This window comes from Agrobacterium sp. (assembly GCF_032092815.1).
In the GTDB taxonomy this organism is placed as follows: Bacteria; Pseudomonadota; Alphaproteobacteria; order Rhizobiales; family Rhizobiaceae; genus Agrobacterium.
The window spans coordinates 41,306-56,164 of record NZ_DAMDBP010000020.1; the positions used below are offsets into that span (position 1 = coordinate 41,306).

A 14,859-nucleotide genomic window follows, 5' to 3' on the forward strand; every position below is an offset into this window, starting at 1 on the left:
GGGTCACATGCGCTGGAAATGCTGGCAACGAAAACAGGTTGGTCGGTATTCGGGGCTTGATCTTCCGGGCGGATGGGAGCATTGCCTGCATGGATAACGGCAGTCGTGCCGGAGCGAGCGGATGATGAATATTCTCACCAGGGTCGATGACATCGCGGAAAAGATCGGGGCAGATCAGGAATCGCCGGAAGAAGCTGGCAGTTCGCATCCGCTATTTGACAATGCACCGCGCTCCGTCTCCTTCAACAAGCTGCGCAAGCGGCTGCTGCGCAATGTGCGTCAGGCCTTTGAAGATTTCGACATGCTGAAAGGCCAGAAGCGCTGGCTGGTCGGCCTTTCCGGTGGCAAGGACAGCTACGGGCTTTTGGCGCTGCTGCTCGATCTCAAATGGCGCGGCCTGCTGCCCGTTGAACTGATCGCCTGCAATCTGGATCAGGGCCAGCCTAATTTCCCCAAGCATGTCTTACCGGAGTATCTGGCGAAGATCGGCGTTGCCCATCGCATCGAATATCGCGACACCTATTCGGTGGTGAAGGAGAAGGTGCCCTCCGGCGGCACTTACTGTTCGCTCTGTTCGCGGCTCAGGCGCGGCAATCTTTACCGCATCGCGCGGGAGGAGGGCTGCGACGCGCTGCTGCTCGGCCATCACCGTGAGGATATTCTCGAGACCTTCTTCATGAACTTCTTCCATGGCGGACGTCTGGCCGGCATGCCGGCAAAGCTTTTGAATGACGAGGGTGACCTGATGGTCATGCGCCCGCTTGCCTATTGCGCCGAAGAAGACATGGCGAAATTTGCGGCCGCAATGGAGTTTCCGATCATCCCCTGCGACCTTTGCGGCTCGCAGGACGGACTTCAGCGCAACGCCATGAAGGAAATGCTGGCGGATATCGAGCGGCGTATGCCCGGTCGGAAGGATGTGATGCTGCGGGCGCTGGCGCATGTGAACCCTTCCCATCTCCTCGACCCCAGACTTTTTGATTTTTCGGCGCTTTCTGTCACGGGGGCGTCATCTGAAGAGCCTAGGGAGGCCCACCCTCCCTTATGAAGAAGTGCCCCGCGCGATGACCCTTTCCGATAAAGATATCGATTTCCTCGTTGCCACCGTTGCCGCAGCCGGTACGGATGAAATCATGCCCCGCTTCAGGAACCTGAGCGCTGGCGCCATCTCCGAAAAGACATCCGCCGTCGATCTCGTCACCGAGGCGGATGTTCTGGCCGAAAAGCTGATAACCGCAGCGCTGCTCGAGCGGTTTCCAAAGGCGCATATTGTTGGCGAAGAGGCCTGTGACGCGGATCATTCCGTCATTCCCGCCCTTGCCGACGCGCCGCTTGCCTTCGTGATCGATCCCATCGACGGCACCTTCAATTACGCTTCCGGCTTTCCCGCCTTCGGTACGCTGCTTGCGATCACCGTCAAGGGTGAGACCGTGGCTGGACTTATCCACGATCCCGTCATGGGGGACACCATCATTGGTCTGAAAGGCGAGGGCGCCTATCTCCACCGCAAGAACGGATCGCAGGCAAAGCTAAAGGTTGCCGATCCCGCGCCACTGTCCGACATGGTCGGCCTCTTTTCGTGGGGCCACAGCCATCCGGATCGCCGGCCGGTGATCGCCGCCAATATGGCGAAGATAAAGATGGCATTGTCGCTTAACTGCTCCGCACATGAATATTGGCTCGCTTCCGCCGGCAATCTTCATTTCATCGGCCATGAAAAGCTGATGCCGTGGGATCACCTTGCAGGCGTGCTCATCCATCAGGAAGCGGGTGGCTACACGGCGCGTTTCGACAACACGCCCTATCGGCCCGGCCAGACCACCGGGGGCATACTTTCTGCTCCCGACAAGGAAAGCTGGAAGATGCTGCGGCGGGAAATCGTCGCCTTATAAGATTTATGCTCAAATGGAAGGATCTCGCCCATGGCTCTCGAACTCGACATCGCCTCTCTTGCCAATGCGCTTCAGGAGGCTGCTGCGGTTGAAATCCTGCCGAGGTTCCGCAATCTGGGCGATGGCGACGTCAGGATCAAGACCGAAGCGATCGACCTGGTTACCGAGGCTGACGAGGCCGCAGAGCGGTTGATCCGCGCCCGCGTGCAGGAGATCATGCCGGATGCTCTGTTCATCGGCGAGGAGGCTGTGGCGGCCGATGCTTCGCTGCTTGGCAAGCTTGCCGATGCCGATCTGGCTGTCGTGGTCGATCCGATCGATGGCACCTATAATTTTGCGTCCGGCCTGCCGCTTTTCGGCGTGATGATGAGCGTCGTTTCCAAGGGCGAGACCATTGCCGGCCTTATCTTCGATCCGATGGGCAATGACTGGGTGATTGCCGAGAAGGGCTCCGGCGCGTGGCTCTGCAGCGCTGACGGTGCACAGACGCAGATGTCGGTCGTCCCGGCGCCCGAGCTGTCGCAGATGATCGGCATTGCCAATACCGGCTATTTCGATATCGAGACGCGCCGCAAGATTCTGGTGAACCTGGCCGATGTGCGGCTCTTCACCAGCTATCGCTGCGCCGCGCATGAGTATCGCCTGTTTTGCGGCGGCCACATGCATTTCCTGATGTATAACAAGCTGATGCCCTGGGACCACTTGGCCGGCACATTGATCTCGCAGGAATCGGGCGCCTATGCCGCCCGCCTTGATGGCTCGCCTTATCTGCCACGCCATGTGGATGGCGGGCTGCTGCTGGCGCCTAATCAGGAGACGTGGGAATTGCTGCGCGAGAAGATTTTCACGGTCTGAGGTTCCGGATTTGTGGGGTGCACAACCTTCACCGTCATGCCGGACTTGATCCGGCATCCAGCTGCGGCGCGTCTGCGCGGCGGAAGGACCTTTTTCAGCCCAAGGACTTGGGCTGGCTGAACCCCGGATCAGCTCCGGGGTAACGGCCGTCGGCGAGACCCACCAGCAAACAAAAAAGGGCGCGGAACAGAATTCCGCGCCCTTTTATTTTTCCACGTCCCTTAGCGGATCGGCTTGTTGTGGGCATGAAATAACACACCCTTTTCGCCGATCAGTACAAAGATCAGGCCGATGATGGAGACGACGAAGAAACCTGCCACCATTGGCAGTGCGGTACCATCGAAAGCCTGGCCGATGGCGGCGCCGATCAGCGAACCGCCAATGGTTCCCATGAAGCCAATCACCGAGGAGGCCGTGCCGGCGACGTGGCCAAGCGGTTCCATCGCCAGCGAGTTGAAGTTCGAGCCGATCCAGCCGAACTGGAACATGGCAAGTGCGAAGAACACGATGAAGATGGCGAAAGGCATCGGATCCGGTCCCAGCACCTGCACCACAAGCCAGATGAAGGTGATGGCGATGAAGCCGAGCAGCGACCCGTGCGACAACTTGCGCATGCCGAACCTTCCGACAAGCCTCGCATTGATGAAGGACGAAAAGGCCATGAACAGGGCGACGCCGGCAAATGCCGCCGCGAACCATGGACCAAGGCCGTAAATGCCCTTGTAGACCTGTTCAGCGGAATTGATGAAGCCGAACAGCGCACCGAAGATGAAGGTGCTGGAGAGCGTGTAGCAAAGCGCAATGCGGTTGGTGAGCACGATCTTGAAACCGCCGAGCACCGAACGGGCGGTGAAAGGGCGGACATCGTCCGGATGCAGGGTCTCAGGCAGGCGGAAATACATCCAGGCCGTTACCACGGCAGCGATGCCGGCCATGAAGGCAAAGATAAGGTGCCAGTTTCCGAAGAAGAGCACGATCTGGCCAGTGCCGGGCGCGATGACCGGAACAACCATGAAAACCATCATGATCAGCGACATGACTTCAGCCATCTGTCGGCCGCCATAGATGTCGCGGACGATCGAGATGGTGATGACGCGTGTTGCCGCAGAACCGATGCCCTGAATGAAACGCAGGAGCAGCAGGCCGGAGAAGGACGGCACGAAAACGACCGCAAGCGCTGAAACGATGTAGATCGCGAGACCAAAGAGCATCGGCTTGCGGCGACCGAAACGGTCCGAGATCGGCCCATAGAGAAGCTGGGCGACGCCGAAACCGAGAAGGTAGGCCGAAATGACATATTGGCGATGGTTTTCATTCTCGACGCCCAGCGAGGCGCCGATTTCCTGAAGCCCGGGCAGCATGATATCGATGGCGAGCGCGTTCAACGCCATCAGCATTGCGGCCAGCGCAATGAATTCCGTACGCCCCATCGAGCCTGCGCGCGAAGCGGTGGATTGTGAAAGATTTGTCACAGGATTGCCCCAAAAAGAACGGCAAAGGCGTTGCATGAAGCAACGCCTGGCATAAATTTCTGACAATCAGGGTGGGCCGGATGAACCGGCCGAAATCAGGCCGCGCCGCGGACGCTGATACCCTGTTCTTGGAAGTGGCTCTGCAATTCGCCAGACTGGAACATCTCCCTCACGATGTCACAGCCGCCAACGAACTCACCCTTGACGTAGAGCTGCGGGATCGTCGGCCAGTTGGAATAGTCCTTGATGCCCTGACGGATGTCGGCATCGGCAAGCACATTGATGCCCTTGTAGTCGACGCCGAGATAATCGAGGATCTGTACCACCTGGCCGGAAAAACCGCATTGCGGGAATTGCGGGGTGCCCTTCATGAAAAGAACGATGTCGTTGCTCTTCACTTCGCTGTCGATCATGTCGTGAATGCCGCTCATAGGCCTATTCCTTTCACATGCGGTTCAAGGCCGCTGCTTTCTGTTAGCCTCTAAATAACATGTCGTGGCGCGATTTCCACCCGTCGGAAGGAAAAAATGCGTGCCTCCTGCAACGCATAACGCGCCAAAAAACGGTCTTCCGACGCCTAGCGATATCTCTGCCGGCTGCGCGCGGCGGCGGTGCGTCTTTTGCTGACCTGTTTTTTGGCCGGCTTCGGTTTGACTGCGGCCTTGATTGCGGCTTCCAGAACGGAGCCGACAATACCGCCGGCGAGAGAACCGGTGCTTTTCGTCCGGCGTGCGCGGCGCGTCTTGCGGATGCCGGTCTTGGTGAGGACTTCCGACAAAGCGCCCTTGACGACGCCGTTTATCAGTTGATCGACGATGCCAGACAAATTTTCTCCGCCTTTAAATAAATCATATTTCCGTCGCGATTTTTACTATACGTGCATCGCCCACTGTATCAAGCGATCCTTTCGGGTGCCTCCAGCCCGAAGGTTTATGCATGCCGACCGTCACGTCACGACTTGTCCTTTATTTCCCGGGTTTCGATCCGCTGGATGCCGCTGCCCATCATCTGCGTTATCAGCGTGCCGCCGCGCTGGCAGGAAAAACATGGGCCGTCGATTATGCAGTGGGGCCGCTGGAGAACAGGCCGGGCGGCGAAACATTTACCGTGGAATCCTCGTCAGGCGATTGGCGGACGCGTTCGGACATCATCGTCTATGATCATAATGCCGTCATCTCACAATTGCGGAATGCGCCGGTCTGGCGGCAGATCTGGCAGGGCTTCAAGGCGGGAGCGGGCATTATCGGTGAGGGGGGCGCGGCGCGCTACTTCCGCCATGCATGGCGTTTTGGGCTGTTCTTTATTTTTCCGTTCCTGCTGATGCTTGCCGGTGGCGTGCTTGCGGCGGTGATTAGCCTGTCGCCCTGGCTTTTCGCTTTACCGCTGTGGCTGCTGGTGGCCAGCGTTCCGGCTGCAGCCCTGTTTTTCACCAAGGCTTTCCTGCCGTTTGCCGAGCGCTTTCACACCCTGCATCTTTATGCGGACTGGCGGTTCGCACTCGCAGTCGGCCGCGACGAGCCGATTGCCCGAGGCTGGATCGAAGAGAAGGCAGCGCTTGTCCTGACGGCGCTGGAGCAGTCTTCGGATGAGGTTCTGGTGGTCTCGCACAGCATGGGCGCCAGCTTGGCCCTCGCGGTCATCGGCCGCGTGCTGGAGCTGAAGCCGGAGGCACTGGATGGACGGAAGTTGTCTTTCGCAACGCTGGGTGGGGCGGCCCTGCAATGCGCGTTTCTGTCGAGCGCCGTGTGGCTTCGTCAGAGCATTGGCGTCATCGCACGTCACCCTGAGGTGACATGGTTCGATATCCAGTGTCTCACAGATCCGATCCATCTATATCGTTGCAACACGGTGGCGCTGACCGGTCATGGCGATGCGCCGCAACCGAAAATCGTGCCGATCCGCTTCAAGCATTCGCTTTCGCCGGAGCGTTACAAGAAAAATAAGCGGAATTTCCTCAGAATGCACCGGCAATATGTTCTCGGGCCTGATCGCAGGTCCGGTTACGACTTTACCCTACTGACGGCCGGGCCTCTGCCAGCCGCCTCATTTGCCGATCTCGAGTCACAAACGCCGCCTGCTCTTTAGAGGTTTCGATAACGTCGAATATGAAAAGGCCCGCGTGGGACTATCACGCGGGCCTTTCTTTATTCTTCAGCCGTCAGGTCTTTCAGCCGATGGGACAGAGACCGGTGATCTCAGTCATCATTCGGGCGCCGAGGTCTGCAGGGCAAGAGCATGCAGGACGCCGCCCATATTGCCCTTCAGCGCGTCATAGACCATCTGGTGCTGCTGCACGCGGGTCTTGCCTTTGAATGCATCTGCCACGACTTCCGCCGCGTAATGATCGCCATCACCGGCCAGATCGCGGATCGTGACCTTTGCCCCGGGAATTCCCGCCTTAATCATGTCTTCAATGTCGCCGGGTTTCATGGGCATGGTGTTTCTCCTTAATTCATTCTGCGGCGACTAGAGTTTCGCCGTCCATGAACTGAGGGAACCACGATTCATAGGCCGAGTGCAATTCTTTAATCTCGACGGCGCGCGCCGTGCCCAGCTTTACGGTGGAACCACCGGTGACGCCGATGTTGGCGCAGGAAACGCCGGCTGCCTTGGCAGCCGCCAGCACCTTGTCGAGATCACTCTTCTTCACGGTCAGGACGTAACGACCCTGATCTTCGCCATAGAAGGTGAGGACCGGGTTGTGGCCTTCGACAGCGTCGATCGTTGCGCCGATTCCGGAGGAAATCGCCATTTCGGCAACCGCGAGCGCCAGACCTCCCGAGGAGCAATCGTGAACGGCGGTGGCGAGGCCATCCGTGATGATGCCACGCACGAAATCGCCGTTCTTCTTTTCGGCGGCCAGATCGACATGCGGGGCAGGGCCGTCGATACGGCCATGGATATCACGCATGTACACCGACTGCGCGATGTGGGTGCCGAGGCCGGCAGGTGCGCCGACAAGCAGCACCGCTTCGTCAGCGGCGGCAAAACGGATGCGCGCCATGCGGCCCCAATCCTTCAGCAAGCCGACGCCGCCAATGGTGGGGGTTGGCAGGATCGCCTGCCCATTGGTCTCGTTGTAGAGCGAGACGTTGCCGGAAACGATCGGGAATTCCAGCACGCGGCAGGCTTCGCCGATACCCTTGATGGCATGAACCAGCTGGCTCATGATTTCGGGCTTTTCCGGGTTGCCGAAATTCAGGTTGTCGGTGGCCGCGAGCGGCAGGGCGCCGGTTGCGGTAATGTTGCGCCAGCATTCGGCCACGGCCTGCTTGCCGCCTTCGAAGGGGTCAGCCTCGACGTAACGCGGGGTGACGTCGGAGGAGAAGGCTAGCGCCTTTTTGTCGTGGCCTTCGACGCGAACCACACCGGCGTCGCCGCCCGGCAGCTGCAGGGAATTGCCCTGGATCAGCGTGTCATACTGCTCGTAGACCCAGCGGCGCGAGGAATTGTTGGCCGAACCGACGAGCGATACCAGCGCATCGGCGATATCGGCAGCGGGGACGTCGTTTTCCGCAAGCGGGGCGGGCACCTTCGCGGGCGTCCACGGGCGGTCATATTCCGGAGCCTGATCGCCCAGTTCCTTGATCGGCAGGTTGGCAACTTCCTCGCCGTTGTGAATGACGCGGAAACGCAGGTCGTCGGTGGTCTTGCCGACGATCGCGAAGTCCAAGCCCCATTTCACGAAAATCGCCTTGGCGACTTCTTCCTTGGAGGGCTCGAGAACCATGAGCATGCGCTCCTGGCTTTCCGACAGCATCATTTCATAGGCAGTCATGCGCTCTTCGCGCACCGGCACGGCATTGAGGTCAAGCTCGATGCCGAGGTCGCCCTTGGCGCCCATTTCCACGGCCGAGCAGGTGAGGCCGGCGGCGCCCATGTCCTGAATGGCGATGACCGCGCCGGTTTTCATCAGTTCGAGGCAGGCTTCCAGCAGGCACTTTTCGGTGAAGGGGTCGCCGACCTGAACGGTCGGGCGCTTTTCTTCGATGGACTCATCGAATTCGGCAGAGGCCATGGTCGCGCCGCCAACGCCGTCGCGGCCGGTCTTTGCGCCGAGATAAACCACCGGCAGGCCAACGCCCTTGGCTTCCGAAAGGAAGATCGCGTCGGACTTGGCAAGACCGGCGGCAAAGGCATTAACGAGGATGTTGCCGTTATAACGCGGATCGAATTCCACTTCGCCGCCAACCGTTGGCACGCCGAAGGAGTTGCCGTAGCCGCCAACACCGGCAACGACACCGGCCACGAGATGGCGGGTCTTCGGGTGGTCGGGCGCGCCGAAGCGCAGGGCGTTCATGGCGGCAATCGGGCGCGCGCCCATGGTGAAGACGTCACGCAGGATACCGCCGACGCCGGTCGCCGCACCCTGATAGGGCTCGATATAGGAGGGATGGTTATGGCTCTCCATCTTGAAGACGACGCAATCGCCATCGTCGATATCCACAACGCCGGCATTTTCACCGGGGCCCTGGATGACGCGTGGTCCCTTGGTGGGCAGGGTCTTCAGCCACTTCTTGGAGGACTTGTAGGAGCAGTGCTCGTTCCACATGGCCGAGAAGATGCCGAGCTCGGTAAAGCTGGGCTCCCGTCCGATCAGGTCGAGGATACGCTGGTATTCGTCGGGCTTCAGCCCGTGGGATGCAACGAGTTCCGGGGTGATCTTGATGGAGTTTGGAATCGACATAGGTCTCACGCGGTTCGAGCCGAGGGAAGTTTCCGGTTCTTTAGCGCAAGAGGCTCAAAGGTGCGACAGGAAAATGCGCGGTTTTATCCGCAAAACGCTGCTTTCTTGGCTTCTTCAGAACCTGTAGCCGACCATGAGGCCGACGCGGGTCAGTCCGTCATTGGGCCCATCGCACAGATTGGCATGTGATGCATGCTCGATCTGGGTCGAAATATTCCAGTTATTATCGAAACGATAGCCGACCGCCGCATATTCGTGGAAAAGCAACCGGCAGCCGAATTCCGCACCGGTTTCGCCGGCACTGTTTCTCAGCTTGCCATCGTGCCAGAGGCCGCCAAAACCGAAATCGAGAAAAATCTTCGGGTTGAGATCGAAGGTCCAGTTGACGCCGCCGTAAATGGTATTCGCCGAGCCCTCAGTGCCGATCTCGCCACCGATATGCAGCCGTGGGCGGGAGAGTTTTTGGCCGAGCGTTACCGCAGATGCACTGGCGAAGGGATCAAAATAGGCGGTGAAGGCCGGGAAGACGCCATCCTCACCGCCATTGTCGTGATTGGAGATTGAGGTGGTTGCGCCGAAGCGCAATTCGTCGAAGACGGTGCCTTCCGCAGCCGTGGCGGGCATGGTGCCGATCAAGACACACGCCGCAAGAAGGATTGCCAGCGCGAAACACGCCCTCAAACCTGTGGAACCGAATGCTGCCATCGAATCATTCCCCACCTCGAATTGCGGAAAGGATGGCAGGTTTGTCGGTTTGGTAAATGATAAGTTACTGAATTAGGCCGGGTGTTGCAGGAAAGACTCTCCGCCCTCTAGGCAACGCTTTCGTAACCGGCCGAGCCGTTGTCGAGCAGGTGGCGCAGGATGCCGAGGGCATGGGTCAACTCTTGCTGGTTTGAGGGACCAGAAAGGCTGACACGCACCCGATGGAAAACCTTGTCGGTGCGGCCGGCCTTGAACTCATCCTCGTCATCTATCAGCACGCCTTCTTTCATCGCCGCGTTTCGGAACGTGCCGGAAAGCCAGGGTTCGGGCAGTCTCAGCCACAGGAAGGCGATATCGGGCAGCGAATTGAAATCCAGCCCGGCAAAGGCCCGCCGGGCAATCGCCTCGCGCTGATTGATCTCGGCGATACAATCCTTGCGAATGTCGTCGGCGTCACCGCTGTTGACGAGGCGGGCATTCACTTCGGCCAGCATGAAGGGCAGACCGCCTGTCAGCATCGAGTGGGAAATGCGGATGCGCGACGAATATTGCGCCGGGCAGGCGACCCAGCCGCCACGAACGCCAGCGGCAACGGATTTCGACAGGCCGCCGACGACGAAGGTAATGTCGGGCGCAAATTCTGCGATCAGCGGGATCGCCTCACGCGTCATCGCGCCATAAAGATTGTCCTCTACGACCCAGACACCATACCGGCGTGCGATATCGGCTATCGCACGGCGACGCTCTTCTGTCAGCGTGGCGCAGGTCGGGTTCTGGCCGGCGGACATCAGGAAGATCATCTTGGGATGCTGCTGGGCGCAGACGCGCTCAAAATCGTCAGGGACAATGCCCTTTTCATCCGCCTCAACCAGCGTCACCCGCCGTCCGGCAAGTGTGGCGCTGCGGCTGATATGGGAATAGGTCACGGGTTCGAAAACGATACGGTCTCCCGGGGCGGTCATGGCCGTCACCACACTCATCACCGCCGCATGGGCGCCAAGCGTCGAGACGATGTTTTCCGGTTTTGGCGACCAGCCGTTCTGGGAAAGCCAGCGAGCGCCCGCCATGCACCAGTTGTCAGGAAAGGAACGGGCGTAATTGGTGACGTCGTAAGCATGTTCGCGGGCGACAGCCTCGATATGTCTGGCGATCAGCACGCTCTGGCCGACATCGGGTGCCGCCGTGGTGTTGAGCCGGAATTCAGCGCTGCTATCGACAGCGTGGCGTGTGCTGCCGAAGGCTGCCGCCACCGTCTCCATGGGCGCTGAGGGGGCCGGGGTCTTGCGCTCATTGACATAGGTGCCGCGGCCGACCTCGCCGCTGACCAGGCCGCGCTCGTGGATAAGCGCGTAGGCCCGGCTGATTGTCCCTATTGTCACGCCGAGGTCATAAGCGAGGTTGCGCTGCGGCGGCAATTTCGAGCCCGCCTGCAGGGTGCCATCGGAAATTGCGCCCTCGATACTGTCGGCGAGGCGCAGATAGATCGGGCCATCGCCCACAGTGAGATCAGGAAGCCAATTTGTCATGGTGACAATTTATGCATTGTATCTCTTCGCAAGTCAATTGTATTTATTGTCTGCATTCAATGAAGACAAGCGCACGGAGACAATAGGTGCAATATGCGCAAGATGGATCAATACCTTTCGACAGCGGATACGCTCTATCCTGATGGCTACGAACGGGAACGCGTGTTCCGCGATGCCGGCGACATGGTCGCACCGGCGCCTTTTCCGGCCAAGATCGCCAGCACGCCAATTGGTCGCCTGATTGCGGGCATGTTCAACTGGCACCGGAAGCGGCAGGGACGGCTCGCTTTGCGGGAACTGTCTGATGATCTTCTGGAAGATATCGGCGTAACGCGCGATGAAGCCCTGAAGGAAGCGGCGAAATCCCAGCTTTTTTCATGGCCGACACGGCCGCTTTAATTTTTTGCCGGAGAGCGGCGCCTTCTTTCCCCGGCGCCATCAAGCCGTGCGGCAGCCCGCCACGCCATTCCCAACCGGCGTTGGCGGGTTTTTTTATTTAGGCCCCTTAGAGCAGCTTCGGCAATAAATGGTACGTGGCAAGAGCTTCTTGTGCCGGCGTCTGCCTTTTGCCGAGCGTTCCCCTTTCCTCATTCCTGTGACAAGCACAAGAATGAGCGACGCGATACGTCTTGCCCGATATGCAGGGCTAGAATACTACGATGAGATCAGCAGCCCTTGCCGCCATTCGCCCAGCGCTTGACGTCGGTTGCGATGCGGCTGGAAATGGCCTCGTTCATCACCGGGCCAAAAGCGTCGAGCTTTGCCGGGTTGCCTTCGGCCTGAACGACCAGCATGGGCCGCGATTCTGGACTGTTGCGCGGCACGAGCAGGATGCGCGGACGGCCTGAGAAGGAATTGAGTTCAGGGGCCAGACGATAGGCCTTGAAAGCCGCATCCCCCGATTTGAACCAGCAGGCATTCGCGCCGAGCGCTATCCGTTCCATTGTGGGGAGAGCGGCGCGGGAGACCGAGGCTGTCGGCTGTGGTTTCGGCTGACAAGCAGCCAGGGTCGCCGCAGCTAGAAACAATCCGGTCGCCTTGAGGGTATTCGATCGACGGGCAAAAGACATCAGGTCATCCAGAAGAGAGGGCCAAAACGACGCCGTCAGCCGGCATCAAAAAAGGCGGGCTCAAAGCCCGCCCGTCTGTCAGGCTGCGATGACACCAAGCGCCGAAGCGAAGAGGCCGCGGCCGTCATTGCCGCCATGGGCGGCTTCGATCAGGTTTTCCGGATGCGGCATCATGCCGAGAACGTTGCCCTTGGCATTGATGACGCCGGCAATGTCGTTCAGCGAGCCGTTCGGGTTGGTGCCTTCGGCATAACGGAACACGACCTGGCCGTTGCCCTCGACCGATTTCAACTCATCCGCATCGAGGAAGTAGTTGCCATCGTGATGGGCGACGGGGCAGCGCAGGATCTGACCCTTGTCGTAAGCGCGGGTGAAATCGGTGTCGTTATTGGCGACTTCGAGCTTCACTTCGCGGCAGACGAATTTCAGCGAGGCGTTGCGCATCAGCGCGCCCGGCAGCATGCCGGCTTCGACCAGAATCTGGAAGCCGTTGCAGACGCCGAGAACCTTCACGCCCTTTTCCGCCTTCTCGCGGATGGCCTGCATGACAGGCATACGGGCGGCAATGGCACCGCAGCGCAGATAGTCGCCATAAGAGAAGCCGCCGGGAATGACGATCAGATCGACATCGGGAATATCCGTCTCCGTCTGCCAGATGGTGACAGGCGCCTGACCGGAAATTTTCGTCAGAGCCGCGATCATGTCGCGGTCGCGGTTGAGGCCGGGAAGTTGGACGACAGCGGATTTCATGGACGGCGGCTCCTGGAGCTTAGAGAATGGCGATGGCGTAGTTTTCGATGACCGTGTTGGCCAAGAGCTTTTCGCACATTGCCTTCAGATCGGTTTCGGCCTTCGCCTTGTCGGCGCCTTCCAGTTCCAGATCGAAAACCTTGCCCTGACGGACATGGCCGACGCCACCAAAACCGAGGCTGCCAAGCGCGCCTTCGATTGCCTTGCCCTGCGGATCGAGAACGCCGTTCTTCAGCGTAACAGTCACCCGTGCCTTGATCACCTGATCTTCTCCTGATTTTACCCTACGAGGCCAATATTATTTCACGAGCCGATATTACTTTACCAGAACAGGACCGGTGCCGCGGATCGGTTCGTTTTCATTGATGATGCCGAGACGGCGCGCCACTTCGGAATAAGCTTCCAGAAGACCGCCCAGATCGCGTCGGAAGAGGTCCTTGTCCATCTTCTTCTGGGTCTCGATGTCCCAGAGACGGCAGCTGTCGGGCGAAATCTCGTCGGCGAGGATGATGCGCATCATATCGCCTTCGAAGAGGCGGCCACATTCGATCTTGAAATCGACGAGCTGAATGCCGACGCCGAGGAACAGGCCGGAGAGGAAGTCGTTGACGCGGATGGCGAGCGCCATGATGTCGTCAAGCTCGGCGGGGTTGGCCCAGCCGAAAGCCGTGATGTGCTCTTCGGAGACCATCGGGTCTTCGAGCTCATCCGACTTGTAATAAAACTCGATGATCGAGCGTGGCAGCACCACGCCTTCCTCGATGCCGAGGCGCTTGGAAAGCGAGCCGGCGGCGACATTGCGCACGACGACCTCGAGCGGGATCATCTCCACTTCCTTGATCAGCTGCTCGCGCATGTTGAGGCGGCGGATGAAGTGGGTGGGAATGCCGATCTTGTTCAGATGCGTGAAGACGTATTCGCAGATACGGTTGTTCAGCACGCCCTTGCCGTCGATGACTTCATGCTTCTTCTTGTTGAAGGCGGTCGCATCGTCCTTGAAGAACTGGATAAGCGTGCCTGGCTCCGGACCCTCGTAAAGGATCTTGGCCTTGCCTTCGTAAATACGGCGGCGACGGTTCATAATTGCAGGTCTCTTGGTTGACGCCGATTCTGGTGGCGTTGCGTTTGGTCTTTGAAGCGGTCCCATAAAGGAAAAGAGTGCATTCTACAATGCGGCTGGCATATTTCCCTTCAATTCTTGTGACAGGGCCGCCGAACTGTTTCATCCGCAAAACCGGGCCGCGGCAGGGGCGGGCGGCGATGCGGATTTCAGTTGGCGGCTCTCGTCATGGCTCGACGCCTCTGAGGCGGCTCAGGAATTGCGCGAAGACCATGCCGCCCTCCGGCCACGGGCCGTGCCCGGACTCGGCATTGATGTGGCCGGACATGCCGGCATCGATCAAAAGCGAACCCCAGGCAGCAGCGATGTCGTCGGCGTGTTCATAAGAGCCGAAGGGATCGTTGCGGCTGGCGATGGTGATCGCCGGAAAGGGCAGCGGATCGCGCGGGTAAGGCCCGAAGGTCATGAGATGCTTCGGCCTGATTTCGGGATTGGCGACATCAGGCGGCGCAACGAGAAGCGCGCCGGATACCTTCTTGCCGATTTCAGGCAATGCGTGGATCACCGTTGGAACGCCAAGCGAATGGGCAACGAGGACGACGGGCCTGGTGGAGGCGTTGACCTCCTCTACCAGCCTGGCGACCCAATCTTCCTTCACCGGTTTCGACCATTCCGCCTGCTCGACACGGCGGGCGGTGGAGAGCTTGCGCTCCCAGCGGCTCTGCCAGTGGTCCGGGCCGGAATTGGTATAACCGGGGACGATCAGGATATCTGCTTCTGAAACTTTCATGCGCCATATCTGTGTTGTGATGCCGCCGCGATCAAGGTCGCGGCGGCATTAA

At 59.4% G+C, this 14,859-nt stretch carries 17 protein-coding genes; 5 read left to right on the forward strand and 12 right to left on the reverse strand.

Translation table 11 applies throughout. The features are described from left to right. Positions 1-121 precede the first annotated feature (121 nt). Genes ttcA through RT613_RS13715 form a run of 3 tightly spaced genes read left to right on the forward strand, consistent with a single transcriptional unit; the run spans position 122 to position 2,747 of the window. Positions 122-1,048: a tRNA 2-thiocytidine(32) synthetase TtcA gene (gene ttcA / locus RT613_RS13705; protein ID WP_035209970.1), complete on the forward strand. Its 927-nt coding sequence runs from the start codon at positions 122-124 to the stop codon at positions 1,046-1,048. A gap of 16 nt (positions 1,049-1,064) precedes the next feature. Then, complete coding sequence (locus tag RT613_RS13710; protein ID WP_312622380.1) at positions 1,065-1,892, forward strand: inositol monophosphatase family protein; 828 nt, start codon at positions 1,065-1,067, stop codon at positions 1,890-1,892. 30 nt (positions 1,893-1,922) lie between these two features. Continuing rightward, positions 1,923-2,747 (forward strand): inositol monophosphatase family protein, encoded by an 825-nt coding sequence (locus tag RT613_RS13715; protein WP_313616166.1) that lies wholly within the window; start codon positions 1,923-1,925, stop codon positions 2,745-2,747. A gap of 221 nt (positions 2,748-2,968) precedes the next feature. Here RT613_RS13715 and RT613_RS13720 read toward each other — a convergent pair whose 3' ends face one another. The 3 genes from RT613_RS13720 to RT613_RS13730 all read right to left on the reverse strand — a co-directional run bounded on the left by RT613_RS13720 (position 2,969) and on the right by RT613_RS13730 (position 5,045). Then, on the reverse strand, positions 2,969-4,177 hold the full coding sequence (locus RT613_RS13720; RefSeq protein ID WP_006698780.1) for a multidrug effflux MFS transporter: 1,209 nt from the start codon (positions 4,175-4,177) through the stop codon (positions 2,969-2,971). Between the two features lie 137 nt (positions 4,178-4,314). Beyond that, positions 4,315-4,650, reverse strand: a complete 336-nt coding sequence (grxD, locus tag RT613_RS13725) for a Grx4 family monothiol glutaredoxin (protein ID WP_004442454.1) — start codon at positions 4,648-4,650, stop codon at positions 4,315-4,317. Positions 4,651-4,796: 146 nt separating this feature from the next. Next, the gene (locus tag RT613_RS13730) at positions 4,797-5,045 is read right to left on the reverse strand and encodes a hypothetical protein (RefSeq protein WP_004442452.1); all 249 of its coding nucleotides are present in this window, start codon (positions 5,043-5,045) and stop codon (positions 4,797-4,799) included. 110 nt (positions 5,046-5,155) lie between these two features. On the opposite strand from RT613_RS13730, the gene RT613_RS13735 reads away from it, so the two are divergent. Beyond that, the gene (locus tag RT613_RS13735; protein WP_072494581.1) at positions 5,156-6,304 is read left to right on the forward strand and encodes a hypothetical protein; all 1,149 of its coding nucleotides are present in this window, start codon (positions 5,156-5,158) and stop codon (positions 6,302-6,304) included. A 117-nt stretch (positions 6,305-6,421) separates the two neighbouring features. Here the strand turns inward: RT613_RS13735 and RT613_RS13740 are convergent, their stop codons facing one another. The 4 genes from RT613_RS13740 to RT613_RS13755 form a co-directional block, all read right to left on the reverse strand. Next, the gene (locus tag RT613_RS13740) at positions 6,422-6,655 is read right to left on the reverse strand and encodes a BolA family protein (RefSeq protein ID WP_003516012.1); all 234 of its coding nucleotides are present in this window, start codon (positions 6,653-6,655) and stop codon (positions 6,422-6,424) included. A gap of 16 nt (positions 6,656-6,671) precedes the next feature. Next, positions 6,672-8,906, reverse strand: coding sequence for a phosphoribosylformylglycinamidine synthase subunit PurL (gene purL / locus RT613_RS13745; RefSeq protein WP_072494580.1), 2,235 nt, complete (start codon positions 8,904-8,906; stop codon positions 6,672-6,674). Between the two features lie 114 nt (positions 8,907-9,020). Further along, positions 9,021-9,611: an acyloxyacyl hydrolase gene (locus tag RT613_RS13750; RefSeq protein ID WP_072494579.1), complete on the reverse strand. Its 591-nt coding sequence runs from the start codon at positions 9,609-9,611 to the stop codon at positions 9,021-9,023. Between the two features lie 107 nt (positions 9,612-9,718). Further along, positions 9,719-11,137 (reverse strand): PLP-dependent aminotransferase family protein, encoded by a 1,419-nt coding sequence (locus RT613_RS13755; RefSeq protein WP_077986217.1) that lies wholly within the window; start codon positions 11,135-11,137, stop codon positions 9,719-9,721. Positions 11,138-11,230: 93 nt separating this feature from the next. Between RT613_RS13755 and RT613_RS13760 the strand changes: the two genes are divergently transcribed. Further along, entirely contained in the window at positions 11,231-11,536 is a 306-nt protein-coding gene (locus RT613_RS13760; protein ID WP_004442436.1) for a DUF1127 domain-containing protein, read from the forward strand. A gap of 266 nt (positions 11,537-11,802) precedes the next feature. On the opposite strand, the gene RT613_RS13765 is transcribed toward RT613_RS13760, so the two are convergent. From RT613_RS13765 to RT613_RS13785, 5 genes are all read right to left on the reverse strand, one after another. Then, on the reverse strand, positions 11,803-12,207 hold the full coding sequence (locus tag RT613_RS13765) for a hypothetical protein (RefSeq protein WP_004442434.1): 405 nt from the start codon (positions 12,205-12,207) through the stop codon (positions 11,803-11,805). Positions 12,208-12,285: 78 nt separating this feature from the next. Beyond that, on the reverse strand, positions 12,286-12,957 hold the full coding sequence (purQ, locus tag RT613_RS13770) for a phosphoribosylformylglycinamidine synthase subunit PurQ (protein WP_004442432.1): 672 nt from the start codon (positions 12,955-12,957) through the stop codon (positions 12,286-12,288). A gap of 19 nt (positions 12,958-12,976) precedes the next feature. After that, positions 12,977-13,219: a phosphoribosylformylglycinamidine synthase subunit PurS gene (gene purS, locus RT613_RS13775; protein ID WP_003507918.1), complete on the reverse strand. Its 243-nt coding sequence runs from the start codon at positions 13,217-13,219 to the stop codon at positions 12,977-12,979. Between the two features lie 54 nt (positions 13,220-13,273). Then, positions 13,274-14,038: a phosphoribosylaminoimidazolesuccinocarboxamide synthase gene (gene purC, locus RT613_RS13780; RefSeq protein ID WP_004442430.1), complete on the reverse strand. Its 765-nt coding sequence runs from the start codon at positions 14,036-14,038 to the stop codon at positions 13,274-13,276. A 205-nt stretch (positions 14,039-14,243) separates the two neighbouring features. Then, on the reverse strand, positions 14,244-14,807 hold the full coding sequence (locus RT613_RS13785; protein ID WP_072494578.1) for an alpha/beta hydrolase: 564 nt from the start codon (positions 14,805-14,807) through the stop codon (positions 14,244-14,246). Positions 14,808-14,859 lie beyond the last annotated feature (52 nt).

Coding starts and splice junctions, on each gene's coding strand:
- grxD (WP_004442454.1), bottom strand. CDS start 4,650: ATGAGCGGCATTCACGACATGATCGACAGCGAAGTGAAGAGCAACGAC.
- purL (WP_072494580.1), bottom strand. CDS start 8,906: ATGTCGATTCCAAACTCCATCAAGATCACCCCGGAACTCGTTGCATCC.
- RT613_RS13710 (WP_312622380.1), top strand. CDS start 1,065: ATGACCCTTTCCGATAAAGATATCGATTTCCTCGTTGCCACCGTTGCC.
- ttcA (WP_035209970.1), top strand. CDS start 122: ATGATGAATATTCTCACCAGGGTCGATGACATCGCGGAAAAGATCGGG.
- RT613_RS13735 (WP_072494581.1), top strand. CDS start 5,156: ATGCCGACCGTCACGTCACGACTTGTCCTTTATTTCCCGGGTTTCGAT.
- RT613_RS13750 (WP_072494579.1), bottom strand. CDS start 9,611: ATGGCAGCATTCGGTTCCACAGGTTTGAGGGCGTGTTTCGCGCTGGCA.
- RT613_RS13755 (WP_077986217.1), bottom strand. CDS start 11,137: ATGACAAATTGGCTTCCTGATCTCACTGTGGGCGATGGCCCGATCTAT.
- RT613_RS13765 (WP_004442434.1), bottom strand. CDS start 12,207: ATGTCTTTTGCCCGTCGATCGAATACCCTCAAGGCGACCGGATTGTTT.
- RT613_RS13785 (WP_072494578.1), bottom strand. CDS start 14,807: ATGAAAGTTTCAGAAGCAGATATCCTGATCGTCCCCGGTTATACCAAT.
- purQ (WP_004442432.1), bottom strand. CDS start 12,957: ATGAAATCCGCTGTCGTCCAACTTCCCGGCCTCAACCGCGACCGCGAC.
- RT613_RS13715 (WP_313616166.1), top strand. CDS start 1,923: ATGGCTCTCGAACTCGACATCGCCTCTCTTGCCAATGCGCTTCAGGAG.
- RT613_RS13740 (WP_003516012.1), bottom strand. CDS start 6,655: ATGCCCATGAAACCCGGCGACATTGAAGACATGATTAAGGCGGGAATT.
- purC (WP_004442430.1), bottom strand. CDS start 14,038: ATGAACCGTCGCCGCCGTATTTACGAAGGCAAGGCCAAGATCCTTTAC.
- RT613_RS13760 (WP_004442436.1), top strand. CDS start 11,231: ATGCGCAAGATGGATCAATACCTTTCGACAGCGGATACGCTCTATCCT.
- RT613_RS13720 (WP_006698780.1), bottom strand. CDS start 4,177: ATGGGGCGTACGGAATTCATTGCGCTGGCCGCAATGCTGATGGCGTTG.